The organism is Nocardia sp. NPDC059691 (genome assembly GCF_042733915.1).
Classification (GTDB): domain Bacteria; phylum Actinomycetota; class Actinomycetes; order Mycobacteriales; family Mycobacteriaceae; genus Nocardia; species Nocardia sichangensis.
In genome coordinates, this window is the sequence record NZ_JBHWFB010000008.1 from 1 (window position 1) to 23,735 (window position 23,735).

23 protein-coding genes are annotated in these 23,735 nt (G+C 69.6%); 13 read left to right on the forward strand and 10 right to left on the reverse strand.

The annotated features are described in order from the left end of the window. The first annotated feature begins 133 nt into the window (after positions 1-133). Positions 134-907: a DNA repair protein RecO gene (recO, locus tag ACFV2O_RS18520; protein ID WP_379252860.1), complete on the forward strand. Its 774-nt coding sequence runs from the start codon at positions 134-136 to the stop codon at positions 905-907. A 286-nt stretch (positions 908-1,193) separates the two neighbouring features. On the opposite strand, the gene ACFV2O_RS18525 is transcribed toward recO, so the two are convergent. Continuing rightward, positions 1,194-1,574, reverse strand: a complete 381-nt coding sequence (locus tag ACFV2O_RS18525) for a DUF1870 family protein (protein ID WP_355072476.1) — start codon at positions 1,572-1,574, stop codon at positions 1,194-1,196. Positions 1,575-1,695: 121 nt separating this feature from the next. Here ACFV2O_RS18525 and ACFV2O_RS18530 point away from each other — a divergent pair, with 121 nt between their 5' ends. The 6 genes from ACFV2O_RS18530 to ACFV2O_RS18555 all read left to right on the forward strand — a co-directional run bounded on the left by ACFV2O_RS18530 (position 1,696) and on the right by ACFV2O_RS18555 (position 6,775). After that, positions 1,696-2,514 (forward strand): isoprenyl transferase, encoded by an 819-nt coding sequence (locus ACFV2O_RS18530; RefSeq protein ID WP_379253110.1) that lies wholly within the window; start codon positions 1,696-1,698, stop codon positions 2,512-2,514. A 14-nt stretch (positions 2,515-2,528) separates the two neighbouring features. Then, positions 2,529-2,939 (forward strand): YbjN domain-containing protein, encoded by a 411-nt coding sequence (locus ACFV2O_RS18535; RefSeq protein ID WP_355072967.1) that lies wholly within the window; start codon positions 2,529-2,531, stop codon positions 2,937-2,939. Between the two features lie 76 nt (positions 2,940-3,015). Beyond that, positions 3,016-3,957 carry an ABC transporter ATP-binding protein gene (locus ACFV2O_RS18540; RefSeq protein WP_379252861.1) on the forward strand — a complete coding sequence of 314 codons (942 nt, stop codon included), beginning with the start codon at positions 3,016-3,018 and terminating at the stop codon, positions 3,955-3,957. 1 nt (position 3,958) lies between these two features. Continuing rightward, a complete protein-coding gene (locus ACFV2O_RS18545) occupies positions 3,959-4,732 on the forward strand; it encodes an ABC transporter permease (protein WP_379252862.1) in 774 nt (257 codons plus the stop codon). Between the two features lie 240 nt (positions 4,733-4,972). Next, entirely contained in the window at positions 4,973-6,157 is a 1,185-nt protein-coding gene (locus ACFV2O_RS18550) for a sensor histidine kinase (protein WP_379252863.1), read from the forward strand. 12 nt (positions 6,158-6,169) lie between these two features. Continuing rightward, a complete protein-coding gene (locus ACFV2O_RS18555) occupies positions 6,170-6,775 on the forward strand; it encodes a response regulator (RefSeq protein ID WP_379252864.1) in 606 nt (201 codons plus the stop codon). A gap of 7 nt (positions 6,776-6,782) precedes the next feature. On the opposite strand, the gene ACFV2O_RS18560 is transcribed toward ACFV2O_RS18555, so the two are convergent. Then, positions 6,783-7,400 carry a TetR/AcrR family transcriptional regulator gene (locus ACFV2O_RS18560; RefSeq protein WP_379252865.1) on the reverse strand — a complete coding sequence of 206 codons (618 nt, stop codon included), beginning with the start codon at positions 7,398-7,400 and terminating at the stop codon, positions 6,783-6,785. Between the two features lie 103 nt (positions 7,401-7,503). Between ACFV2O_RS18560 and ACFV2O_RS18565 the strand changes: the two genes are divergently transcribed. Then, the gene (locus ACFV2O_RS18565; RefSeq protein WP_379252866.1) at positions 7,504-8,475 is read left to right on the forward strand and encodes a hypothetical protein; all 972 of its coding nucleotides are present in this window, start codon (positions 7,504-7,506) and stop codon (positions 8,473-8,475) included. Between the two features lie 112 nt (positions 8,476-8,587). On the opposite strand, the gene ACFV2O_RS18570 is transcribed toward ACFV2O_RS18565, so the two are convergent. The 3 genes from ACFV2O_RS18570 to ACFV2O_RS18580 form a co-directional block, all read right to left on the reverse strand. Beyond that, the gene (locus ACFV2O_RS18570; protein ID WP_379252867.1) at positions 8,588-9,553 is read right to left on the reverse strand and encodes a hypothetical protein; all 966 of its coding nucleotides are present in this window, start codon (positions 9,551-9,553) and stop codon (positions 8,588-8,590) included. 127 nt (positions 9,554-9,680) lie between these two features. Continuing rightward, positions 9,681-10,115: a Fur family transcriptional regulator gene (locus ACFV2O_RS18575; protein WP_355072492.1), complete on the reverse strand. Its 435-nt coding sequence runs from the start codon at positions 10,113-10,115 to the stop codon at positions 9,681-9,683. A gap of 3 nt (positions 10,116-10,118) precedes the next feature. Further along, the gene (locus tag ACFV2O_RS18580; protein WP_039796803.1) at positions 10,119-10,469 is read right to left on the reverse strand and encodes a helix-turn-helix transcriptional regulator; all 351 of its coding nucleotides are present in this window, start codon (positions 10,467-10,469) and stop codon (positions 10,119-10,121) included. A gap of 194 nt (positions 10,470-10,663) precedes the next feature. Between ACFV2O_RS18580 and ACFV2O_RS18585 the strand changes: the two genes are divergently transcribed. Beyond that, a complete protein-coding gene (locus ACFV2O_RS18585; RefSeq protein ID WP_355072494.1) occupies positions 10,664-12,055 on the forward strand; it encodes a glycine--tRNA ligase in 1,392 nt (463 codons plus the stop codon). Positions 12,056-12,103: 48 nt separating this feature from the next. On the opposite strand, the gene ACFV2O_RS18590 is transcribed toward ACFV2O_RS18585, so the two are convergent. The 3 genes from ACFV2O_RS18590 to ACFV2O_RS18600 form a co-directional block, all read right to left on the reverse strand. Next, a complete protein-coding gene (locus ACFV2O_RS18590; RefSeq protein ID WP_355072496.1) occupies positions 12,104-12,490 on the reverse strand; it encodes a DUF1707 domain-containing protein in 387 nt (128 codons plus the stop codon). 43 nt (positions 12,491-12,533) lie between these two features. Further along, positions 12,534-13,259, reverse strand: a complete 726-nt coding sequence (locus tag ACFV2O_RS18595; protein ID WP_379252869.1) for a DUF899 domain-containing protein — start codon at positions 13,257-13,259, stop codon at positions 12,534-12,536. 92 nt (positions 13,260-13,351) lie between these two features. Further along, positions 13,352-13,966: a TenA family protein gene (locus ACFV2O_RS18600; protein ID WP_379252870.1), complete on the reverse strand. Its 615-nt coding sequence runs from the start codon at positions 13,964-13,966 to the stop codon at positions 13,352-13,354. 66 nt (positions 13,967-14,032) lie between these two features. Here ACFV2O_RS18600 and ACFV2O_RS18605 point away from each other — a divergent pair, with 66 nt between their 5' ends. After that, positions 14,033-15,295 (forward strand): acyltransferase, encoded by a 1,263-nt coding sequence (locus ACFV2O_RS18605; RefSeq protein WP_379252871.1) that lies wholly within the window; start codon positions 14,033-14,035, stop codon positions 15,293-15,295. A gap of 26 nt (positions 15,296-15,321) precedes the next feature. Here ACFV2O_RS18605 and ACFV2O_RS18610 read toward each other — a convergent pair whose 3' ends face one another. After that, positions 15,322-17,295 (reverse strand): TPM domain-containing protein, encoded by a 1,974-nt coding sequence (locus ACFV2O_RS18610; RefSeq protein WP_379252872.1) that lies wholly within the window; start codon positions 17,293-17,295, stop codon positions 15,322-15,324. 30 nt (positions 17,296-17,325) lie between these two features. Between ACFV2O_RS18610 and ACFV2O_RS18615 the strand changes: the two genes are divergently transcribed. The 3 genes from ACFV2O_RS18615 (at position 17,326) to ACFV2O_RS18625 (ending at position 20,020) form a co-directional block, all read left to right on the forward strand. Further along, a complete protein-coding gene (locus ACFV2O_RS18615; protein WP_364427421.1) occupies positions 17,326-18,003 on the forward strand; it encodes an MBL fold metallo-hydrolase in 678 nt (225 codons plus the stop codon). A 70-nt stretch (positions 18,004-18,073) separates the two neighbouring features. Further along, on the forward strand, positions 18,074-18,754 hold the full coding sequence (locus ACFV2O_RS18620; RefSeq protein WP_355072969.1) for a YdcF family protein: 681 nt from the start codon (positions 18,074-18,076) through the stop codon (positions 18,752-18,754). Positions 18,755-18,760: 6 nt separating this feature from the next. After that, complete coding sequence (locus ACFV2O_RS18625) at positions 18,761-20,020, forward strand: deoxyguanosinetriphosphate triphosphohydrolase (RefSeq protein WP_379252873.1); 1,260 nt, start codon at positions 18,761-18,763, stop codon at positions 20,018-20,020. A 289-nt stretch (positions 20,021-20,309) separates the two neighbouring features. Here ACFV2O_RS18625 and ACFV2O_RS18630 read toward each other — a convergent pair whose 3' ends face one another. Continuing rightward, positions 20,310-23,681 carry a hypothetical protein gene (locus ACFV2O_RS18630; RefSeq protein WP_379252874.1) on the reverse strand — a complete coding sequence of 1,124 codons (3,372 nt, stop codon included), beginning with the start codon at positions 23,679-23,681 and terminating at the stop codon, positions 20,310-20,312. Positions 23,682-23,735 lie beyond the last annotated feature (54 nt).

Sequence of the window (23,735 nt, forward strand, 5' to 3'; positions counted from 1 at the left end):
GCGGGGCGGTGTGGGCGGGCCGCCGCGAACGCCACGAGGCCCCAAGCGGCGGTCGCGCACACGCGAGCCATAAGAGGGCCGCGAACACGCCGCGCGAAGGCGCGGCCAAACAACACAGCATTAGACTCCACTGGTGCGGCTGTATCGGGACGAGGCGGTAGTGGTTCGCCAGCACAAGCTGGGCGAGGCGGATCGCATCGTCACGCTGCTCACCCGACAGCACGGACTGGTTCGCGCGGTCGCCAAGGGGGTGCGGCGGACCAAGTCGAGGTTCGGGGCCCGGTTGGAGCCGTTCTCTTATATCGACGTGCAGCTGCATCCCGGACGCACGCTGGACACCGTGACCCAGGTGCACACGATGGAGGCGTTCGCCGCCGACATCATCGATGACTACGGGCGCTACACCACCGCGTGCGCCATCTTGGAGACCGCTGAACGCTTGGCGGGCGAGGAGCGTGCGCCCGCGCCCCGGCTGCACGCGCTCACCGCGAGCGCCCTGCGTGCCATCGCGGCCAAACAGCGCCCGCACGAACTGATCCTGGACGCATTCTTGTTGCGCGCCATGGGTTTCGCGGGCTGGGCGCCCGCATTGGACGAATGCGCCAAGTGCGCGACACCGGGCCCGCATCGGGCCTTCCATGTCGCGGCCGGAGGCGCGGTGTGCGTGCATTGCCGTCCACCAGGTGCGGCGACACCCGCCCCCGGGGTGCTCGATCTGCTGGTGGCGTTGCTGCGCGGGGAGTGGGAGCAGGTCGAGGCGACGCCCGAGGCGGTGCGCAGGCAGGCCAGCGGGCTGGTCGCGGCGCACTTGCAGTGGCATCTGGAACGTCAGCTGCGCACCCTGCCGTTGATCGAGCGGTCCCAGGACACAGCCGCGCGAACTCCGCATGTAGCCGCGCGGGGTTGAGTGGAGGCGAGGCAGTCGCAGGGGAGGCGCTGCCGGGCGGGACTCGTCCTCGGGCCGAGCTGAAACGAGGTAGCCGCAGGGGAGGCGCTGTCGGGCGGGGCCCGTTCTTCAGCCCGCGCCGGGCCGAGCGAAGGCGAGGCAGCCGCAGGGGAGGGCGCTGTCGGACAAAGTCCGTTCCTCAGCCCGCGCCGGGCCGAGCGAAGGCGAGGCAGCCGCAGGGGAGGGCGCCGTCGGACAAAGTCCGTTCCTCAGCCCGCGCCGGGCCGAGCGAAGGCGAGGCAGCCGCCTACTCCACGAATTGGAGCTCTACCTGCGGCAACTCGTTCATGACGCGGGCGCACACGGCGCGATGCCAGGTGGCCGGGTAGCGGGTGTCCGGCTCGTGCTTGGAGTAGTCGTCGTTGGTCCGGTAGGTGTGCAGGCGGGGAGAGATTTCCCCGGCGTCGATGGCGTCGACCATGGCCTCGACCACCTGTTCGGTCTCGTCCGCGATGGCGGCGAGCTCGCGGGCCACGATGTCGGGGATCTGGAAGGCCCCTTTCTCCCACCGCTCGACGGTGCGTTCCGCGACCGCGAAGAACCGCGCGCACCACGGGACCGGGAGGCCGAGCAACTCACGAGTGGCGCGGAAACCAGCCGCGGTTCCGGTCCCTGGTAAATCGGTCACGTTCGAGAAACCCCTCCCCAGTATCACGATATGGAAAGAATAAGTCACCGGTGCCGGTCGGAACCGTGGAATTCGCGAGGAAGCAACGGGGCAGTGGGGGCGGCGCGGGCGATCAGGCAGGATAGAGACCGTGATCCTCCGCCGAGACTCCGCCACCGCGACCGACCCCGAGCCCGCGGGCGCCGTGCGTCCGCCCGCGCCGCATCCGTCGGGAGCTCGGCCGCCGCAGCTGCCGCCGGAACTGGTACCCAACCATGTCGCGCTCGTCATGGACGGCAACGGGCGCTGGGCTCAGGAGCGCGGATTGCCGCGCACCGCCGGGCACGAGCGCGGCGAGGCGGTGCTGATGGACACCGTGGAGGGCTGCATCGAGATCGGCGTCAAATGGTTGTCGGCGTACGCGTTCTCCACCGAGAACTGGCGGCGCAGCCCCGAGGAGGTGCGCTTCCTCATGGGCTTCAATCGTGACGTGATCCGCAGGCGCCGCGACGAGATGAACGAGATGGGCGTCCGGGTGCGCTGGGCGGGGCGGCGACCGCGCCTGTGGCGCAGCGTGATCAAGGAACTGGAGGTCGCCCAGGAACTCACCAAGGACAACACGGTGATGACGTTGACCATGTGCGTCAACTACGGCGGCCGCGCCGAGATCGCCGACGCGGCAAGGGAGATCGCGCGCCAGGTGGCGGCTGGCGAGATCGACCCGGAGAAGGTCACCGAGGCGACGGTGGCGAAATACCTGGACGAACCCGACATGCCGGACGTGGACCTGTTCTTGCGCCCTTCGGGCGAGTTCCGCAGCTCGAATTTCCTCATCTGGCAGTCCGCCTACGCCGAATTCGTCTACCAGGACACGCTTTTCCCCGATTTCGATCGCCGCAACCTGTGGGAGGCATGCCTCCAGTACGCCGCGCGGGACCGCCGTTTCGGCGGCACGAAGTGAGCGGGGGCGCGGACATGGACGCGGCGGTGACCCCGGACCGGGAACTGCAGGCACGGGCCGGGGCCTGCCTGTCGAGTTACGGCATCGACGTGCGCGTCGATGCCGAAGGGTCGCTCGGCTTCGAGTACGAGGGCGCCTTGTCGTCGCTGCGCGCGGTGAATCTGGCGCCGGGCTTGGACGTGCTGAGCCTCACCTGCGTGCTGGCCTGGGATCGCCAGCTGAAACCGCAGCTGCACAAGCGGGTCGCCGAACGCAACAACGCGCTGCAGTTCGGTTCACTCACCGTGATCGGCCACGGCAAGCTCGCGGACGTCATCTTGCGCTACACCTTCCCCGCCGCGGGGCTGGACGACAAGGCGCTCACCACCATGCTGCTGCTCGTGCTGTCCAACGCGAGCCGGGCCAGGCAGGGTCTGCTGCCCTGAGGGCATGACATCTGTCATGCCGAAGTCGTGACAGCCGTGCGAGGTTCCGGGGCGGGTTTCCCGCGACCGTAGAAGCATGACTTCAGCAACGACCACCGCGGTCCAGAGTCCGAGGCGGCCCGTGCCCGCCGTCGCGCTGCGCGACCTGCGCAAGAGTTTCCGCACCCCGGCCGGCGTGGTGCACGCTGTCGACGGGCTCGACCTGGTGATCGAGCCGGGGGAGATCGTCGCCTTCCTCGGTCCGAACGGCGCGGGCAAATCCACCACCATCGACCTGCTGCTCGGCCTGGCGCGTCCGGATTCGGGCACCGTCGCGGTCTTCGGCACGGCGCCGGAGCGAGCCGTCTCCGCAGGCCGCGTCGCCGCGGTGCTGCAATCCGGTGGCTTGCTGCCTGACCTCACCGTCGCGGAGACGGTGCGGCTGGTGGCCACGCTGCACGCGAGTCCGCGCCCCGTCGAGGAGGTGCTCGCCCGTGCGGGCATCGCGGGGATCGCCGATCGCATGGTGGGCAAGTGCTCCGGCGGTCAGCGCCAGCGCCTCCGGTTCGCGCTGGCGCTGTTGCCGGACCCGGAGCTGATCGTGCTCGACGAACCCACCACCGGTATGGATGTCGAAGGGCGCCGGGAGTTCTGGAACGCGATGCGGGAGGATTCGCGGCGCGGCCGCACCGTCCTGTTCGCCACGCACTATCTGGACGAGGCCGACGCCTACGCCGACCGCATCGTGCTGGTGCGCGCGGGCCGGGTCATCGCCGACGGCAGCGCGGCCGAGATCAAGAACCTGGCCGCGGGCCGTACCGTCGCCGCGACCCTGCCCGGCGCGGACCCCGCCCGGCTGCTCGTGATCCCCGGCGTGGATGACGTCGAGTTGCGTGGTGACCGAATCCTGGTGCGTGCCAAGGACTCCGACGCCGTCGCTCGATTTCTGCTGAACCACACCGCCGCGGTCGATCTGGAGATCACCGCGCACAACCTGGAAACCGCCTTCCTCGCGCTGACCACGGCAGGAGATCACTGACATGACCACACTCGTCTCCCGGCCCGTCGCCACCACGCTCGGCGGCTTCAACCTCGGCTTCCTGCGCCTGGAGCTGCGCCGCATGCTGCGCAACCGGCGGACCCTGATCTTCACGCTGGTCATGCCGCCGTTGTTCTTCGTCATCTTCGGACTGCAATCCGATTACCGGACCCAGTCCTACGGCTCGGGCAACGTGACCGGCTACGTCATGGTGTCGATCGCGGTGTACGGCGCGATGCTGGCCACCACCAGCGGCGGCGCGATGGTCGCCGTCGAGCGTGCGCAGGGATGGAGCCGCCAGCTGCGGCTCACACCGTTGCGGCCGGTGGCGTACATCGCGGTCAAGGTCGTGGTCGCGATGGTGCTCGGGCTCGTCTCGGTGGCCGCGGTGTTCGCGGTCGGCGCGGCGCTCGGCGCCCACCTCGCACCCGCGGCGTGGGTGGAGTGCTTTCTGCTCGCCTGGGTCGGCTCGCTCGTGTTCGCGGCATTCGGCCTGTTCGTGGGCTATCTGCTGCCGTCGGAGAACGTGATGCAACTGCTCGGTCCGGTGCTGGCGGCGCTGTCGTTCGCGGGCGGACTGTTCATGCCGCTGCACGGCTGGTTCGCGACCGTGTCGAAGGTGATGCCGACCAACGGCGTAGCCACGCTGGCCCGGCTGCCGTTCGGCGACACCGGCGGCGGGTCGGTCCTCGGGGCGGTGGTCGATGTCGCGGTCTGGTCAGCGGTCTTCGTGTTCGGTGGGGCCGCGTTGTTCCGGCGTGACACCGCGCGCTGAACGCCGGCCGCGCAACCGGTCCGCTATCTGGACGGCCGGTTCCGCCGTGCGCGGCCGGTGCGGTGGGACGGCGTTCCGTGGCGTCGGCGGACAGCGCGTGCGGTCTGGATTTGCTCATAGCCGCGACGTATGCGCGGTCCCGGGCGAACCGGTGCCGGTAGCGTCGCCTCCCATGATCGACCACGACCGGCGAGCCGTGCACCGCCGCCTCCGTCCCGCCCGGCCGCAGCGAGGTGGCGCATGGACATGAAGACGGCGGGCGGCGCGCGGCCGAGAAGGTCCGCCGGTCTGGTGGACGGCATGCTCGACTGGCAGTCGTTCGGTCCCGATGGGCGGCGCAGGGGCTGGTTCGGCGCTGTCATGTCGCTGGTCTGGCTGGCCTATCTGATCGGACCGATCAGGCGGCGCTGGGCCGAGGGCGAGCCCGCGCAGGCGGTGGCCGCCATCGCGTGCGTGCTCGCGTTCGCGGCGCTGATCGTCGTCGCGTTCGTCGCGTTCCGCAGGTACGCCAAGGACGGCGCGCCCGACGACTTACCGGTCGACCGCAGGGCCTGGCTGCTGCTGGCCGCGATGGCGGCATTGTCCGTGACGATGGGGGCGCTGCTCGGCGGGGACGGTCTGCCCACGGCGCTCTATGTCGCGGTGGTCGCCGTGTTCGTGCTTCCGCTGCGCACTTCCGCCGTCGTCGTGGTCGTCATCATGACGATCATGCTGGTGGCCCCGTTCGCGGTGCCGTCGTGGCATCTGGGCGGGACGCCGTTCTACCTCGCGTTCATTCCCGTGGTCGTGTGGGTGGCCAGACAGCTCGGGTTCCGCGGCGACCGGCTCGCCGAGCTGGCTCGCAGGCAGCGCGCGGAACTGGAGATCATCGAGGAACGCAATCGCGTCGCCCGTGACGTGCACGACATCCTCGGCCATTCGCTCACCGTCATCACCGTGAAAACCGAACTCGCCCAACGACTGCTCGACGTCGACGCGAACCGTGCGCGGACCGAACTGGCCGATATCGAACGGCTCGCGCGCGAAGCGCTGGCCGGGGTGCGGGAGACCGTCGGAGGCCTGCGGGAGGTGTCGTTGCGCGGCGAGCTGGCCAACGCGCGGACCGCCCTGGCCGCCGCGAGCATCGACGCGGAACTGCCGGAACCGGCGAGCCTGCCGGACACACCGTCGGGCGAACTGCTGGGTTGGGTGCTGCGCGAAGCGGTCACCAACGTGATCCGGCACAGCGCCGCGCGCCGCTGCGCCGTGACCGTCACCGCGACGTCCATCGACGTGGTCGACGACGGTCGCGGCCTCCCCGCCGACAGCGCGTCCGGCTCGGGGCTGGCCGGGCTGCGGGAGCGCGTGCGCGCCGCGGGTGGAACACTGACGCTGTCGACGCCGGAGGGCGGGGGCGTGCGCATTCGCGCCACGATCCCGGAATAGGAAGCGGGTGCCATGATCCGGCTGTTGCTGGCGGACGACCAGGCTTTGGTGCGCGGCGCGTTGGCCGCGCTGCTCGGGCTGGAGCACGACCTGGAGGTGGTCGGCGAGGTCGGGCGTGGCGACGAGGTGCTCGACGCGGTCGAGCGGACCGGTCCCGACGTGGTGCTGCTGGACGTCGAGATGCCCGGGATGGACGGCATCACCGTGGCCGGGAAACTGCACGCCGCCCACCCGGACGTGCGGATTCTGATGGTCACCACCTTCGGCAGGCCCGGTTATCTGCGCCGCGCGATCGACGCGGGCGCGAGCGGTTTCGTCGTCAAGGACACTCCGGCCAGGGAATTGGCCGACGCCGTGCGGCGTGTCCAGATGGGGTTGCGGGTGATCGACCCGGGCCTGGCCGCGGAGACGTTGACGGCGGGCACCTCCCCGCTGACCGCGCGAGAACGCGAGGTGCTCGCCGCGGCGGCCGACGGTGCGCCCGCGAGCGCCATCGCGAAGCGGTTGCACCTGTCGGAAGGCACGGTGCGCAACCACCTTTCGTCGGCGATCGGCAAGACCGGCACGAGCACGCGCGCGGAAGCGGTGCGCGCGGCCGAACGTCTCGGCTGGCTGTGACGGCGGGTCAGCCGACTGCCGGACGCGCGGGCTCGCCGTAGGGGAGCAGTATGCGCACGCCGAGCGCCAGCGTTTGCGGGTCGAGATCGCCGAGGATGAGGTGCTGGAGGATGAATCCCGGCAGCAGTCCGATGATCGCCTTGGCCACGGCGTCGACATCGGCGTCTGCGGGTAGCCAGCCTTTGTCGCGCATCCGTTCGGCGTAGGTCACCCACAGCGCGCGCATCGCGAGCATCGTCTCGCGGACCATCACCGCCGCCCCGGGATGCACCAGGGCCAGGGCCCAGGCTTGCGGCGCCAGTCGCACCGGCCCGTCGGGCCCGCTGCGCCGCACCACCTCCTCGGCGATCATGGTGATCAGTTCGGCGGGCGTGGGCAGTGGATCGCGGCGGATCGCCTCGTCCATGGCGATGCGCAAGGCCACCGTCGTCTCCGTGGCGAGCGCGGTGATCAGTTCGTCCTTGCTCTTGAAGTAGCGGTAGACCGCACCGGCCGATAGCCCCGATTCCGTGAACACGTCCTGCATGGAGGTCTCGTAGAACCCCTTGCGGGCGAAGCAGCGCCGCGCGGCGTCCATGATCTGCTGCCTGCGGCGCTCCAGGTGTTCTTCGCTGACTCGGGGCATGAGCCCAAAATAAAACGAATATCCGTTCTTGACAACCGGATGACCTCGTGCGACGGTAGGCGCAACTAAAAAGAACGAGCATTCGATTTTTAGGGAGAAGGCCATGAACACCACGCAGCGGGCGTTCGCTCTCGGCCTCGGCGCCACCCTGCTCCAAGCGCTGATGCTGATCGCGTTCGCCTGGCCCGCCGCGCACATCGCGCCCCGTGACCTGCCGCTGGCCGTCACCGGTCCGCAGGCGGCGATGGTCACCGGCAAGCTCGCCGAGCACAGTCCGGGCGCCTTCGAGATCAGCGCGCCCGCGGACGAGGCCGCCGCCCGCGCCGCCATTCGGAACCGGGAGGTCTACGGGGCGATCGTCACCGGCGACGGACCGCCGCGCATGCTGGTCGCCTCCGGCGCGAGTCCCGCTGTCGCACAGCAACTCACCCAGATCGGGCAGCAGCTCTCCGGCGCGCCCGCCGTTGCTGTCGAGGACGTGGTTGCGGCCGACTCCGACGATCCACGGGGCGCGGCGTTCGGCGCGATGGTGTTGCCGCTGGTGATGTCCGGCATCGCGGCGGGTGTGCTGCTGGCACTGCTGGTCTCGTCGATCGGCGGCAAAGTGCTCGGACTGGTCACCTTCGGCGTCGCGGGCGGACTGCTCGGCATGGCGATCATCCAGGGCTGGCTGTCGGTGGTGCCCGGGCCGTATCCGGTGCTCGCGGCGGTCGGCGGGCTGGTGTCGTTCGCGGTCGCGGGCGCGGTGGTCGGGCTCGCCGCCGTGCTCGGGCGAGCAGGCATCGGCATCGCCGCGCTCACGATGCTGCTGGTCGGCAACCCGTTCTCCGCGGCCACGTCGGCGCCGGAGCTGTTGCCGCAGCCGTGGGGCGCCGTCGGCCAGTGGCTGCCGCCCGGCGCCGCCGCGTCGCTGCTGCGCTCGGTCGCGTTCTTCGACGGCATCGGCGCGAGCGGACCGCTACTGGTACTGCTGATCTGGAGCGCGGTCGCGCTCGCGCTGCTCGGTGCGGCCGCGGTGCGCGGTCGTCCGGCCGAGGCGCAGGCCGCGGACCGGGACGCGATCCCGGTCGGCTGAATCCGTCACCGCGGCGGGCCGCCCTCGCGGGAGGGCGGCCCGCCGTCAGCGCTTGGCCATCGGCCGCAGCCGTTCTCGTCCTCGTGTGGCGCCCCGAGTCCGGGCGGTCGGCTCAACCCACCGTGAACGACAGGGTGGGTGCGGTGGCGGCGCCCTCTTGCTTCTGGGCGTTGTACGTCACCGTGTAAGGGCCGGCGCCAGGGGAGGGCACCACGAAGACCACGTAGTTCTTCGGGTTGTCGATGGTCTCGTTCGCGTTGAGCAACTCGTTGATCGGGCCGCGGATGTCGGCGGCCACGGTCTGGCCGTCGGGGGTCCGGACGGTGAAGTAGTCGTAGAAGATGTTCGTGCCGCCCGCGGCGATGCCGGGCCCGCCGACGAGCTTGATGCGCAGTGCGAGATCGGATTTGCCGTTCTCGTTCTTGGTGTAGCTCGGGCTGATCCGGCCGCCGGTGACCTGAATGGTCGTCTGGTCCTGCACGAGGGTGCCGGTGACGGCCAGCGCCTTCGGTTGGACGCTGTCCACCTTGCCCGCCGCGGCGAGCGGAATCTTGGTCTGGTTGTCGGCGGCCGCCCCGTACACGACGGTCATCGTGTCGATGAGGTGCTCGGCGTCCTTGGCCGACTTGAACGACGTGGTCGCGGTGCCGGTGGCGAAGCCGTTGCCGGGCACCGTCGGGCTGTCGAAGATCGCGCCGCCGTCCACCTCTTTGCCGACCAGCAGCGACGGCGTGATGCTCAGCGTGTGGTTGTCGAGAGTGGTGTTCTTGTAGGTGATGTCGACGCGCACCTTCGCGCCGCCGTATTCGTCCGGCACCACGGTCGCCTTGTCCACAGTGATGTCGAATCCGTCGTACCAGCCGGTCTTGCCGACTGTGCGGACGGTCGACTGCCCGTTCGCCGCGCCGGGCTCCGCGGCCACTCCGGTCGCGGTGGTCGACGGGACCGCCACCGGAGTGCCGTCCTCGTCCTGGCACGCCGAAAGCAATAACGCCGAGGCCACGACGAGCGCGGCCCCGGCGACGGTCACGGCCCGGCGGCGCACCGGGCGTACGGATGAGTCGGTGATCGTTGACACGCTGCCTCCCCAGCAGATGGCGGATCCTTCGTATCGAGCCCGGATCGGCCCGGGTTTCCGAGGATCTCGCCGGTGAATCTCCGCTGGTCGCAGCCGCGTTAACCCGACACGCCGGGAATCGGTGCGATCACCGGTCGCGTCGGCGCGCCGTCCCGCATGCCGTGCAGGTGCCGAACACCTCGAGGGTGTGGCTGATCTCGGTGAAGCCGTGCTCGCCGGCGATCGCCTCGGCCCACGCCTCCACCGTCGGGCCCTCCACCTCCACGGTGCGGCCGCAATGCCTGCAGACCAGGTGGTGATGATGGCCGGTGGAGCACTGGCGATAGACCGACTCGCCGGAGTCGGTGCGCAGCACATCGACCATGCCCGCGTCGGCCAGCGACTGCAGCGTCCGGTAGACCGTGGTCAGCCCGATGCCCTCGCCGCGTCTGCGCAGCTCGTCGTGTAGATCCTGGGCGGAGCGGAACTCATCGATGTCACCGAGCAGCGCGGCGATGGCGCTGCGCTGCCTGGTGCTGCGGATGCCGACCGGTTTCTGCGGAACGGCCGTGTTGTCTGGCACGAATCACCCTTCCTCGGCGTGCGCGACGGCGTCGACGACGATGTGCGCCAGATGGTCGTCGACGAGTTCGTAGAGCACCTCGCGACCCGAACGCTCACCGTGCACGACACCGGCGGCCTTGAGGATACGCAGATGCTGACTGACCAGTGGTTGCGTGACACCGAGCGCGTCGACCAGTTCGTGCACACACCGCGGTGATTCGCGCAACTGCAGCACGATAGCAATCCGAACCGGCGCGGCCAGCGCCCGCAACAGCTCACCCGCGTCCTCCAGCACGGTTCGCGGGGGTACCGGCGCCGGTCCCGGCGACCGATACGGGTTGTGCGGCGGTGCCGCGGCGGTCTCGGCGGTCATGTCACCAACTCCTTAATGGAAAGCATTACCAGTTTGCGTATGCACAGGTGCGCATGTCAAACGGGCGCGCCGAACCGTGCGGTTGAAACCGCCGCGGACGCTGCCGATAGGCTGGGCGCAATCGCGGCTATGACACAAAACTATTGTGTTCATGCAAGGCAAATTCCGACTCGCAGTGGATGGAGAATTCTCGCGTGGCACCCAAGTCGAAGGTGGACACCGTTGCCAACCTCGCCAAGCGCCGGGGTCTGGTGTACCCGTGCGGTGAGATCTACGGAGGCACCAAGTCGGCGTGGGATTACGGGCCGCTGGGCGTCGAGCTCAAGGAGAACATCAAGAAGCAGTGGTGGCGCGCCATGGTCACCGCCCGCGAGGACGTCGTCGGTCTCGACTCCTCGGTGATCCTGCCCCGTCAGGTCTGGGTCGCCTCCGGTCACGTGGGCGTGTTCAACGACCCGCTGGTCGAGTGCCTCAACTGTCACCACCGCTTCCGGCAGGACCACCTGCAGGAGGCGTACGCGCTGAAGAACAAGATCGACGACCCCGACACGGTCTCGATGGAGCTCATCGCCTGCCCGAACTGCGGCACCGTCGGCCGCTGGACCGAGCCGCGCGACTTCAACATGATGCTCAAGACCTACCTCGGCCCGATCGAGTCCGAGGAGGGCCTGCACTACCTGCGCCCGGAGACCGCCCAGGGCATCTTCGTGAACTTCGCCAACGTGATGACGACCGCGCGCAAGAAGCCGCCGTTCGGCATCGCGCAGATCGGCAAGAGCTTCCGCAACGAGATCACCCCTGGCAACTTCATCTTCCGCACCCGCGAGTTCGAGCAGATGGAGATGGAGTACTTCGTCAAGCCGGGCGAGGACGAGGAGTGGTACAAGTACTGGATCGAGACGCGGTTCTCCTGGTACACCGACCTCGGCATCGACGCGGAGAACCTGCGACTGTTCGTGCACCCGAAGGACAAGCTCTCGCACTACTCGGCGGGCACCACCGACATCGAGTACCGCTTCGGTTTCCAGGGCAACGAGTGGGGTGAGCTGGAGGGCATCGCCAACCGCACCGACTTCGACCTGAAGACGCATTCCGAGCACTCCGGCACCGAGCTGAGCTTCTTCGACCAGACCACCAACGAGCGCTACATCCCGTACGTCATCGAGCCGGCCGCGGGCCTCACCCGCTCGCTGATGGCCTTCCTGGTGGACGCCTACGCCGAGGACGAGGCGCCCAACGCCAAGGGCGGCGTGGACACCCGCACGGTGCTGCGCCTGGACCGCCGCCTCGCGCCGGTGAAGGCGGCGGTGCTGCCGCTGTCGCGCAACGCCGATCTCACGCCGAAGGCGAAAGACCTGGCCGCGCAGCTGCGCAAGCACTGGAACGTCGAGTTCGACGACGCGGGCGCCATCGGCCGCCGCTACCGCCGCCAGGACGAGATCGGCACGCCGTTCTGCATCACGGTCGACTTCGAGACGCTCGACGACCAGGCGGTGACCATCCGCGAACGCGACACGATGACCCAGGAGCGCATCGCGCTGGACAAGGTCGAGGGCTACCTGGCCCAGCACCTGATCGGCGCCTGAGCTACGACGCCGCGCCCCGTGGCCGATGGGCCACGGGGCACTGTCGTTTCAGCTGTTCTTGCGGGTGACGATGCCGATCGTGGTCGGGATGAGCAGCGCGAGACCCCACGGCACCGCGACCCAGAACGGCCAGAAGTAGCCCGCGCCGGTGGCCAGGTAGATCGCCACGCACAGCGCGTTCACGAACACCCACGGCGTCCACATGATCGTGATCCACTGCGGGATGCCTTTGGCGCGCACGGGCCGTGCTTCCCGTTGTGCGGGAAGGTCGGACAGCAGCGGCGTCAGCTCGCCGTAGGTCTTGGCGGCGTATACCTGTTGCAGCCGATCATCGAATTCGGCGAGCGACAGCCTGCCCTCGTTCATAGCGAGGCGCAGCCGGTCGATGATCTTCTCGCGATCGGCGTCGGACGCCCGCATGTGCTCCTGACTCACCGTGTCAGCCTAGGTCCACTCGGCCGGTGGGGCGGAGTGGTCGTCAGTGGCAATGGGATTCCGCCTTGCCGTAACTGTCGTGGTGCAGCGCTTCGCCGACGTGCTTCTGCCTGCCCAACGGCGTGAGATCGAGGTACTGGTGGGTGCCGATGAGGATGTCGCCGCCGCGGCCGTAGGACGAGTAGGTGTGGAACACCGCGCCGTCGTCGTCACGCCAGAACACGCTGGTGCCGGGCTGTTCGCCCGCTCCGTGATAGCTGTGGCCGCGTGCCTCCAACTCCGCCTTCGTACGGTAGTTGTATTCCACCGGCGCGCGGGATTCGTCCTGGGTGACATGGAAGTCGTAGTTGAAGTCGCTGTCGAACGACGAGTACATCGGGAAGGTCCAGCCCATACGCTCGCGGTACCGGTCGAGCGTCTCCCACGGACCGCGTGACACGGCCGCGAACGTGGTGTCCTGCGCGTTCAGGTGGGCCAGGTGGCCGACGTTGTCGAGCAGCATCGCGCAGCTCGGACAGCCCGCGTCCAGATCCCAGCGCCACATCATGTGGTAGACGATGAGCTGGCGGCGCCCGTCGAACAGTTCGGGCAGGGTCGTGCGGCCCGTGGGACCTTCGAAGACGTATTCCTTGTCGATCGCGACCATCGGCAGGGCACGGCGTTTCGCCGCCAGCTCGTCCAAGCGATGGGTGATCGCCTTCTCCTCGGCCAGCAAGCTGATACGCGCGGCCAGCCATTCCTCGCGTGACGCGACGGTGGGGCGGTTCATAAGGGTCTCCTCGATGCCGGGACAGTGCTCTGTACAGGTAGACGGAGCCGCCCGGCAGGAGTCATCGGCGGACCGAGGAATTCGTCCGGGGATCAGGGTCGGAGCGGAACGTCCCAGAACGCCAGCTCGTGCCGGAGCCCTTCGCGAAACAGGTCTTCCGCCCGACCCGGATCAACCCCGGACTCGTCGATCATCTGCGCGCAGCGGCGGGTGAGGGCGGCGAATCCGGGATCGGCGTAGGTGTCCACCCAGCGGCGGTAGCGCGGTTCGGCGGGCGGGTGCTGGGCGAGCCGGGCGCCGAGCGTGGAGTATCCCCACATGCACGGGTAGAGCGCGGCGAGACCCTCGCCGTAGGACGCGGCGGAGTCCAGCAGAAACGCCGTGTACGCGGTGCACGGAGCGCCTTTGACCGCGCCGTCGAGGTCCGCGCCGAACTCGGCGGCCAGCGAGCGGTGCAGCGACAGCTCCTCGTGGTAGGTGGCGTGCGCGAGGTCGACCAGGTCACCGAGATGGGCGGCCGGAGCCTGCCACGCGAGGCGGGCGAACACGCGGACGTAGTCGAGCAGGAACAGGTAGTCCTGCTCCAGCCAGGACCGGAAGACCGGTTCGGGCAGAGTGCCCTCGGCGATACCGAGCACGGTGGGATGGGCGAGTTGTTCCTCCACCGTGGGAAGGCCGATTTGCTCCAGATGCGCCGCGAGACTCATACCGGCAGTCTTCCGCATCCGCCCGGTCGGTTTGCGCCCGTGCCGGTAGTGCCGCACCCTTGCCGTGTGTTGTGGGATGAGGAAGCTCCGATTCGCGTGCTGGCGCCGTCGGAGCAGCGGTTCGTTCGGCATGGCACCTACACGGGCCGGTCGGTGTCGGTACGGGGAGCGCTCGATGTGACGGCGCTGCGGAAGGCATTCGCGACCTTGCGGCGCGCGTATCCGGTGATCGGCTGCAGAATCGTGGAAGACGCTGCGGGACTGGGATATCTGTTCGGCGCGGACGAGAGGGCATGGGTCCCGGTTTCCGTGCGTGAGGGCGACCTGGCGGCGATCGGCGTTCCCGCGATGGATCCGGCGGTCCAGCTGGCCTATCTGGACGTCGTGGGCTCGGGCGCGAACGAGTGGCGTGTCACGCTGTTCGCTCACCACAGCGTCGCCGACGCGGGCTACTGTGTGGAACTGCTGTCCCGACTATGGGATTTCTATACCGGCGTTCTCGAAGGTCGGCCGATAAACGTTGCGCCACAAGCGCTCCCGCAGTCTTTGGAGTGGTATGCGGCGGAACGGGGCATCACCGCGGCCGCGAAGTCCGGATTCGAGGAGGTGACCAAGCCGCTTGCGCTGGAGGCGAGGAACGTGCCGTCCGATAACGCGAAACCCGCGCCGAGTACGCTCGCCCGTCCTGTACGCGTGCGGCTCAACCGGGCGGCTACCGCGCAGATCGCCGATCTCGCACGCAAGACCGGTGTGACGGTGAACGGTTTGCTCACGGCCGCACTGCTGCGCGCGTACGCTCGTGAGACAGACGGCGGCACAAAAGCTCTGGGCTGCCTGTATCCGGTCGACCTGCGCAACAGGCTGGAGCCGCCGGTCGCCGCCTCGGCGGGTACCAACATGGCCGGGCTGGCTTCCTTCGCGGCCGAGGTGGACCCGGCCGCCAGTCCGGTCGAACTGGCACAGCGCATTTCGGATCGGCTGACGCGCGACCTGTCCGAAGGCGTCGTGCAGCAGTCCGTGCTGCACTTCCCGGATTACTACGGCGCCACCAGGATTCATTCGCTGGCCGGACATATCGCGGTGACCAATACCGGCGTCGTCCCGGAGTTCCGCACACCTGCCACGCTCGAGCTCACCGACTACGAGATCGTCTACGTCTCGGCGCATCCCCGCCCGTCCGCGGGCGCGTCGGCCGCGGTCACCTATCTGGTGTACACCTTCGCGCAGGAGCTGACCGTCGGTGTGCTCGGCGGCGGCGCACACGCCGACGGCCTCCCCGAGGCGGTTCGGGCCGAGCTGACCGCCTTGTCGGCGGCCGGGGGCCGCTGAATCCCGGTCCATCGCCGCACGCGGTGTCAGAATCTGCCGCCACGGCCGATCCGCCGGGAACCGGAGGAACCACCGTACGAGCCGGGGCTCCAGCCGCCCCCGGAGCGCCGAGCGCCGCTCGCCGCCCCGCGCAGCAGTCCTTCGAGCAGGATGCCGCCGAGCACCGCCCCGGTCTGGGCGCCGCCGGAGGGCGCCCGGTCCGCCTCCCATGCCCGCACGCTGGCCTGTGCCGCTTGGAGCGCGCGCCCGGCCAGATCTGCCGCCGCCTGCGCGCGCCGCAGTGCGTCGGCGGGATCGTTCGCGCTCGACCGGTTCGCCTCGTCGAGGTTGCGCTGTGCTTCCGACAGGCGGGTGCGCGCTTCGGCGTCGATGCCGCCGCGCCGGGTGCTGATGTAATCGGCGGCCGCACCGATACGGGCGCGAGCGTCCGTGAGCGCTCGATCGAGCCTGCGGCGCAGGTCCTCGGCGGCGAGTTTGCGGTCGGTGGCCCCCGCGACGGCGCGGTCCAGATCCGCGTCGGCGGTGACCGCGTCGTGGAAGGCGCTCAGCGGATCGATGTGGCCCGTGGCCGTCGCCTGCTCCAGAGCGGACTGCGCCGCGGTGCGGGCGTCGGCAAGTTCCGGCCCGCCGTAGTCGGCGAGCTCGGCGGCGGAGGCGAGGTCGCGGCGCAACTCGTCCAGCACACCCGGCAGGCCGTCGCGGGCCTGCTGGATGGCGCTCGACGCGTTGTCGACCGCGTCGAGCAGGGAGCGAGCCTGCCCGATCGCGGCCTCGGCGGAACGAATGGCGGCGACCGCGCCGCCTTGCTCGCCGACCGGCTCGGTGAGCGCGGCACGTCCCGCGTCGACGTTCTGCTCCGCGAACGTCAGGCGCTCGCGTGCCATCCGCACGTTGTCCTCGATCGGCGCGAGCACACTGGCCGGATGGGTGGCGGCGAGCCGGCTCAGCTCGGTTTCGCAGCCGGGAATCCGGGCGGTCACGTCGACGACATCTCTGGTGAGGGCGTCCAGCCGAGCCGAGGCGTTGAGCAGCAGATCGCGCATCGCGTCGAATTCCGCGACCTGCGCGTCGAGTTCCCGGTCGGCGCGCCCCACCTTGCCGATCAGCTCGACCAGCAGCGAGCGCTGTTCGTCGGCTGTCTCCGGGATCGCGTCGTCCAGGCGCTGCCGGATCGCGAACGCCGCGGCGGCAGCGGTTCTCGCGTTGTCGAGGGCGGTGCGGAAGGGCGTGGTGGCGGTGGCGCCGAACTCGCCGGTGGCGAGCTCGAGTTCCTCGCCGCTGGTGCGAATCGCGTTGTCGATTTCCACCAGCGTCTCCCGAGAGCGGGTTTGCAGCGCTTCCAACGGCAGTTCGGACAGCGCCGTCGCGTTCTCCGGATCCAATTGCCGTGCCGCCGCCAGTTCGGCCTCGAACCGTTCACGACGCCGTTTGCGCGCGTACCAGACGAGGCCGCCCGCCACCGCAATCACCAGCAGGCCGATGACGAGCAGGGCACCGACGTTCACCCCGCCGCCGCGCATGGCCGCGTCCAGTCCGGCGGCGGTCGCGACCCCCGCGTCGGCCCAGCGCCCGTCGCGCAGGGCCGGCTCGACGTGGCCGATCAGGATGTCGTCGAGTTCGGAATCGCTGATCTCGCCGGGCGCTTCGCCCTCCAGCCAATACGCGCGATCCTCGGTGGCGACCGCGAGCAGCAGGTCCCGTTGGCCGAACCCGGATATCGAGGCGGTGCGCCTGGCCCAGTCCCGCGGCTGCATCCCGTCGAAGCCGCGCACGTACACCACCCACAGCCGCAGCTGCTCGTCGGCGTAGAGCTGGTCCACCGCACCGCGCACCCGATCGCGCTGACCTTGGTCGAGCACACCGGCCGGATCCTCCACATAGGTGTTCATCCGTAGCTGCGGTTCCGCCGCCATCGTCGGAGCGCCCAGCAAGGCGATCGCGGCCAGTAGGACGCTGATCGCGAGCAAGCGGACGAAGCGGATCCGCGACGGCAGTGACATGGCACGAATCTAGCTCGCTAGCATCATTTCGTGATCACCATCGATCGCCCGTACAGCGGCCACGTGTCACCGGATTCGAATCCGCAGCAACGCGACGTTCCCGGCGCCCGCATCGTCAAGATGTCCGTCGGCGGCATGGACAACAACTGTTACCTGGTGCAGTGCACCGGCACCGGCGCGGCCCTGCTCATCGATGCCGCCAACGAGGCGCCCCGCATCGCGGCCCTCGTCGAGCAGGAGGCGCCCGGGCAGGTCCAGCTGATCGTCACCACCCATCAGCACCGCGACCACTGGCTGGCGCTGCGGGAGACCACCGCGGCCACCGGCGCTCCCACCGCGGCGCACCCGCTCGACGCCGACCCGCTGCCGGTCCGCCCCGATCGGCTGCTCGCCGAGGGCGACACCGTCACCATCGGCGATCTGGTCTTCGAGGTCATCCACCTGCGCGGCCACACGCCGGGGTCGATCACCCTCGCACTCACCGACGGGGCGGGACGCACTCACCTGTTCACCGGGGACTCGCTGTTTCCCGGCGGCGTCGGGCGCACCACCTCCCCGGAGGACTTCGGCTCGCTGTTCACCGACGTCTCGGCCAAGCTCTTCGACCGCTACCCCGACGACACCGTCGTCTACCCCGGCCACGGCGACGACACCACCCTCGGCGCCGAGCGTCCCAGCCTTCCGGCTTGGCGAGACCGCGGCTGGTAACCGCCCCTGACGGTAACCGGTCCGGGGCCTGCGCGGCTTTTGGCAGACTTGGGGAGTGGATTTGCCAACGATGCGCACCCGAGCCGTCCCGGCGCCCGAACCTGCCCGCCCACAGGGCTTCGGCGCCGGGTTGCTGCGCTGGACCCGGCGGCTCGTCGTCGGCTCCGTCGTGATGGGCGCGGTGCTGGTCGGCGGGACCGCCTTCCGCGTGTGGCAGGTCGCGCGCATCGACGACTACACGAAGGCCGACGCGATCGTCGTGCTCGGCGCGGCGCAGTACTCCGGAACGCCGTCCTCGGTGTTCGAAGCGCGACTCGATCAGGCGTACAAGCTGTTCCGGGCGGGTGTCGCTCCGCGCGTCATCACCGTGGGCGGCAAGCAGGAGGGCGATCTGTTCACCGAAGCCGCCTCGGGCAAGAACTATTTGCAGGCGCGCGGCGTGCCCGCCGACAAGATCCTCGCCGTGGAGACCGGATCGGACACCCTGCGCAGCATCGAAGCGGTGGTCACTGCGATGCGGGCGCGGGACATGTCGTCGGCGGTGCTGGTCAGCGATCCCTGGCATTCGCTGCGCACCCGCACCATGGCCCGCGACGAGGGGCTGGCGGCGTGGACCGCCCCCACCAGAACCGGTCCCGCCGTCTACACGCGGGAATCCCAGGCGCACGGCATCGCCAGGGAGACCGGCGCCCTGCTGTGGTACCAGCTCACCCACTTCTCGGCGGATTTCACCTACACGGCGGGACAGTGAGGCTCGATGAGCGCCCGGTACACCGATCACGACACCGAACGCCTCGTCGTCGAGGGCGCCAAGACCGCGGGGCTCGGGCCGCCGCGCAGTGAGTTCGAGACCGGCCACCGCACCGAATTCGCCCGCGACCGGGCCCGCGTGCTGCACTCCGCGGCGCTGCGCAGACTGGCCGACAAAACGCAGGTCATGGGACCGCGAGAGGCGGACACCCCGCGCACTCGGCTGACCCATTCGCTGGAGGTCGCCCAGATCGGCCGCAGCATCGCCGACGGACTCGGCTGTGATCCGGACCTGGTGGACCTGGCCGGTCTGGCCCATGACATCGGCCATCCGCCCTACGGCCACAACGGCGAGAAAGCGCTCGACACCTTCGCCGACGCCTTCGGCGGGTTCGAAGGCAACGCGCAGAACCTGCGCATCCTCACTCGCCTCGAACCGAAGGTGCTCGAGGCCGACGGCGCCAGCGCGGGCCTCAACCTCACTCGCGCCGCACTCGACGCCGCCCTCAAGTACCCCTGGGGGCGAACCGGTCCCGGCACCAAATTCGGCGCCTACGAGGTCGACACCGAGCGCCTGGAGTGGATCCGCAAGGGTGCGCCGGATCGGCGCCGCAGCCTCGAATGCCAGATCATGGACTGGTCCGACGACGTCGCCTACTCGGTGCACGACGTCGAGGACGGTGTCCTCGCGGGCCGGATCGATCTGCGCGCGCTGGCCGACCCCGCCGAACAGGACGCGCTGGCCGCGCTCGGCCAGTTCCAGCACTCGCTGGCCGCCGACGAGCTGATCGCCGCCGCGCAACGGCTCTCGGAACTGCCCGTGGTCGCGGCCGCGTCCGGATACGACGGCACGTTCACCGCTTCGGTCGCGCTGAAGCGCCTCACCAGCGAGCTCGTCGGCCGCTTCGCCACCGCCGCGATCATGGCGACCCAAGAGGTGTCCGGTCCGCAACCGCTGTCCCGGTACAACGCGGATCTGGAAGTGCCGCGCATCGTCGCCGCCGAGGTGGCGCTGCTGAAGACCGTCGCACTGCGCTATGTGATGTCCGACCCGGCACACCGGCTGCGGCAGGCCGCCCAACGCGAACGCATCCTCGCCGTGGCCGAACGCTTGCTGGCCACCGCTCCCGGCAGACTCGATCCGCTGCTGCTGCCGTTCTGGAACGCCGCCACCGATGACACCGCCCGCGTGCGCGTCGTGGTGGACCAGATCGCTTCCTACACCGAAAGCCGCCTGGAGCGAGTCGCGGGCGAGTTGAAGATTTAGGCGTACCTCCGCCTTCGCTCCGGCCGTGCGCGGGCTATGGACGGACTAACGTCCGACAGTGCCTTTTCTGCGTACCTCCGCCTTCGCTGCGGCCGTGCGCGGGGCTATGGACGGACTGCGTCCGAGAGTGCCTTTTCTGCGTACCTCCGCCTTCGCTGCGGCCGTGCGCGGGGCTATGGACGGACTACGTCCGAGAGTGCCTTTTCTGCGTACCTCCGCCTTCGCTCCGGCCGTGCGCGGGGTCAAGGGCGATTGTCCAGGTGCGCCTTTTGGACCCGTATCGGTGGCGTCACGCCGACAGATCGTCGGAGGACTCGGCTCGGGCCATTTTCACCAGCGCGCCGTGCAATTCCTTGGCCGAAGCGCTCGCTCGTTCGCCCCGCAGAATCACCTCGGTGAAGCCGTCGATCAAGGCCCGGCCCGGATCCAGCAGGCCGAGACCACCGCCGCCGCCGCGCAGCGACTCGTTGATCAAAGTTCGCAAAGCTTCTTGCCGAGCCCGGAACCCACCGGCGACGTCCAGAGCCCCCGCGAATTCGCGCACCACCGCCGTGTACACCGGCCGCTCGGCAGGCCCGCGGCGACGAAAGATCCGGCGTGTTTCCACCGGAGCCGACCGCGGCGGATACAAGGCGGCGCGGTCCAAGAGCATCCAGATCGCGGCATCGGCCGACTGTTCCGCGGTCGGCTCGCGCTCCGGTCTCGGGCGCGATTCCGCGTCGTCGGTGAGCTCGACGCCCCGCAGCGGCATCGGGTATTTCGTGAGCAGCTCATCGATAGTGGACGCGATCTCACGGACCACCTGGACACCGACATTCGCGGTATCGAACCCGACGACTTCCAATCCATGCCGCGCCGACATCTCCCGCGCGATTCGGAGTGCTTCGGCCGGATCGGGGGTATCGGCCTGCTCGGCGACTGCGGGACGGTGTGCGGTGGCGCTGCGTTCGATGGGTGCGCGACCGGATTTCCGGGCGGACGCGGGGTCGGGTCGTCGGACGGGTACGCCTGCGCCGGCGGTCTGCGGCGATGAGGCCGAATCGCTCCGGCGAACCGAGATGTGATTCTCCGGGCTGGCGGTGCGGGCGACGGCCTGGCGAGAGCGCGCGACGTTTGATCGTGGCGATCGTGTCGAGTTATGAGCAGTGTCGACAAGATCGGACCCGTCAACGGTGTCCGTCTGCCGAGTATGTCCGGGTCGGGGCGCGGCACCGCTGTCCTCGATCGGCGTGGGCTGGCCAGGTGCGTCGGTCTGCCGGTCGAGCGGGGCAGCCTCGGCGCGGTCGGGCGGAGGGACGAGCGCGGAATCGCCCCGGCTCGTGGGGTCTGCGGTGTGACCGGTGTTGCGACTGGGTTCGAAGTTGTCTGTGCTGCCCGGCTGCTGGGTGGAGCTGCCTGCCTTGTGGGTCCGTGGGTGAGATCCGGTGTGGTGGACCGGGATGGGGTCGGTCGTAGCAGCGCTCGGCGGAGGGGATTGCGGGCCGGGCGAGGCGTCGAGCCAGGAAAAGCGCAGTGCGTCGATCCACGGAAGGCCGGGCGAGCCTGGAGAGTTATCGGTTTGCCGCCGCGTGGGTTCGTCGGTGGCGTCCGCCTGCCGGGCGGGCGCGGAGCCTGCCCGCTGCTCGGCCGTGGCGTCGATCGGGGAAAGAGGCTGGGAGCGTAGGGCGGTAGCTGCCGGGGCGGGTGCCGCCTGGTCGGTGGAGTCTGTCGATCGGTGAGGTGCCGAGTCGTCGGCGCTGATCGTGGGTTGGGGGAGGTTCGCGTTGCGGATCAACCGGCCGGGCGTTGAACTTGCCTGCTGCTCGGCTGCAAGGTGGTCCGTAGCGCCGTTCTGCGGATTCGGTTCGGGGTGGAGCGTGGTAGCTGCCTGCGGGGACGGTGCAACCTGCTCGGCGGTGTCCGTCGGTGGGTGGGGCACCGGGGCGTGGGTGCTGGCTGCCGGTTGTCGGCCGGAAAGGCGTGCGCTGTCGATCGGCTGGTCGGGCGTTGAGGTTGTCTGCCGCTTGGCGGCGGGGTGCTCTGTGGCGTCGATCTGGGGTTTCGGTTCGGGGTGGAGCGTGGTAGCTGCGGGTGCGGGTGTCGTCTCCTCGGCGGTGTCCGTCGGTGGGTGGGGCTCCAGGGCGTGGGTGCTGATCGGCGGTTGTCGGCCGGAGAGGTTCGTGTAGTCGATCGACGGTGTAGGTGCGGCGTCGGGAACCTGGAGGGATGCGGAGTCGGTGGGGCGATCGCTCTGAGGGGAGGACGCGGCGTCGGTCTTCGGAGTGGGCGTGGGTTGGCCGGTTCTTCGGCGACGTGCGAGCTCGCCTGCGCTGCCGGACTGATGGGTGGACTCGATCCGTGCCGGATGGGGTGGGGTGTCGAACTGGAACGGGAGCGGCGAGTCGTCCGCGATACCGGACGTCGGGGTGGTTGCGGTGCCGAGGGTCGTGTCGTCTTGCGGGGTGACCGCCGGAAGATGCGGGGTGTCGGCTTCTTCGATGGGTGCGACACCGCCGGTGGCGTGGATCGGGGCCAGGTGCCCGGGGTCATCGGTGCGTTCAGGGAGCGCAGGTTCTGTCGTTGGCGGGACGGGCTTTGGACGGGATGCGGGGCCGGTCTCCGGAGCGGACGGGGTGTCGTCAGCCGTACCGATATGTCGCGGTGGTGCGATGGCTTCCGGCGAATCCGTTCGGCGGATCGGTTTCGGATGTTGCGTGCCGTTCGTCGCGCGGACGGGTTCGTGGTTGTCCTCGGCATCGGTCCGGCACGCTGAGGTCCGGTGCTCCTCAACGGTGGCGCTCGTGGAGTCGGTCTGTGCGGAGGCGCCGGTGGAATCGGTTGGCCGGGCCGGTGCAGACCCGCTCCGGGGGCCCGGTGCGAGGGTCGGCTGTTCGTTCTCCGGTCGCGGTATCGAGTCTTCGGCGATCTCGATGTCCAGACGCGGCGGAAGACCGCCGGCTCTGTCGGCCCGCGGAGCGGATACCTCGTGGCGCGGGTCCCCGATCTGCGGGATGTCCTCGGTGCGGTGCGCTCTTTCGACCGGTGGGCTGGGTGCGGCGACGGTCGGCTGATTCGGTGGGCGGCCGTCAGGGGACCGGCGGCCGGATGCGGTATCGATCCGAGGACGGGGTGTGGCGTGCTCGCCCCGGTCCGTCCGCCGGATCGACGCCGGAGCAACGGTGACTGCGGGTGCAGGGCCCTCGGCGACGACCGAGCGCCGGACGGATGCCGGCTCGTCGAGGGCGTCGGTCCGGTGACTTGCCGGTTCGAATTGCGGGTGATGCCCTGCGGCCGGTCGGCGTACGGGTGCGGACAACTCTGCCGAGACGCCGATCTCGCGGCCCGCGGATACGCGAACCGGTGTGCCCGGCACCGCCGGGTATGGCCGGACCACCCGCTTGGACCAGGGCGTCTCCTGGGTCTTCCGAGACCATGGCGTCGGCATCGCCTTCGGCGCGGGCTCGGCCGATGACTCCGGCGGAAGCACCCGGCTCTCCGGTGCGGGCGCCAGGACAGGCAGTGCTTCGGCATGATCGAGCCGGTCGCCGTCGACGAGCCCTTCCGCGGAGGCGATGGCTGCCTTCAGTTCGCCGACCGTCCGGGAGGCGTCGGCAATGAGCCGCTCCAAGGTGGATACCATCGCGCGCAGCTCGCCCGTGTCGATCCGCGACGGCTGACTCACAATGTCTCCCGCCTGTCCTCATCAGGTCTTGCCGCGGTGCGCCCGGCCCGCGCC

What these genes read in the sequence shown, in the direction of transcription:
- ACFV2O_RS18535 (WP_355072967.1), top strand. Translation starts at nt 2,529, where the DNA reads ATGGACGCGGCGGTGACCCCGGACCGGGAACTGCAGGCACGGGCCGGG.
- ACFV2O_RS18540 (WP_379252861.1), top strand. Translation starts at nt 3,016, where the DNA reads ATGACTTCAGCAACGACCACCGCGGTCCAGAGTCCGAGGCGGCCCGTG.
- ACFV2O_RS18545 (WP_379252862.1), top strand. Translation starts at nt 3,959, where the DNA reads ATGACCACACTCGTCTCCCGGCCCGTCGCCACCACGCTCGGCGGCTTC.
- ACFV2O_RS18550 (WP_379252863.1), top strand. Translation starts at nt 4,973, where the DNA reads ATGGACATGAAGACGGCGGGCGGCGCGCGGCCGAGAAGGTCCGCCGGT.
- ACFV2O_RS18555 (WP_379252864.1), top strand. Translation starts at nt 6,170, where the DNA reads ATGATCCGGCTGTTGCTGGCGGACGACCAGGCTTTGGTGCGCGGCGCG.
- ACFV2O_RS18560 (WP_379252865.1), bottom strand. Translation starts at nt 7,400, where the DNA reads ATGCCCCGAGTCAGCGAAGAACACCTGGAGCGCCGCAGGCAGCAGATC.
- ACFV2O_RS18565 (WP_379252866.1), top strand. Translation starts at nt 7,504, where the DNA reads ATGAACACCACGCAGCGGGCGTTCGCTCTCGGCCTCGGCGCCACCCTG.
- ACFV2O_RS18580 (WP_039796803.1), bottom strand. Translation starts at nt 10,469, where the DNA reads ATGACCGCCGAGACCGCCGCGGCACCGCCGCACAACCCGTATCGGTCG.
- ACFV2O_RS18595 (WP_379252869.1), bottom strand. Translation starts at nt 13,259, where the DNA reads ATGAACCGCCCCACCGTCGCGTCACGCGAGGAATGGCTGGCCGCGCGT.
- ACFV2O_RS18600 (WP_379252870.1), bottom strand. Translation starts at nt 13,966, where the DNA reads ATGAGTCTCGCGGCGCATCTGGAGCAAATCGGCCTTCCCACGGTGGAG.
- ACFV2O_RS18610 (WP_379252872.1), bottom strand. Translation starts at nt 17,295, where the DNA reads ATGTCACTGCCGTCGCGGATCCGCTTCGTCCGCTTGCTCGCGATCAGC.
- ACFV2O_RS18620 (WP_355072969.1), top strand. Translation starts at nt 18,074, where the DNA reads ATGCGCACCCGAGCCGTCCCGGCGCCCGAACCTGCCCGCCCACAGGGC.
- ACFV2O_RS18625 (WP_379252873.1), top strand. Translation starts at nt 18,761, where the DNA reads ATGAGCGCCCGGTACACCGATCACGACACCGAACGCCTCGTCGTCGAG.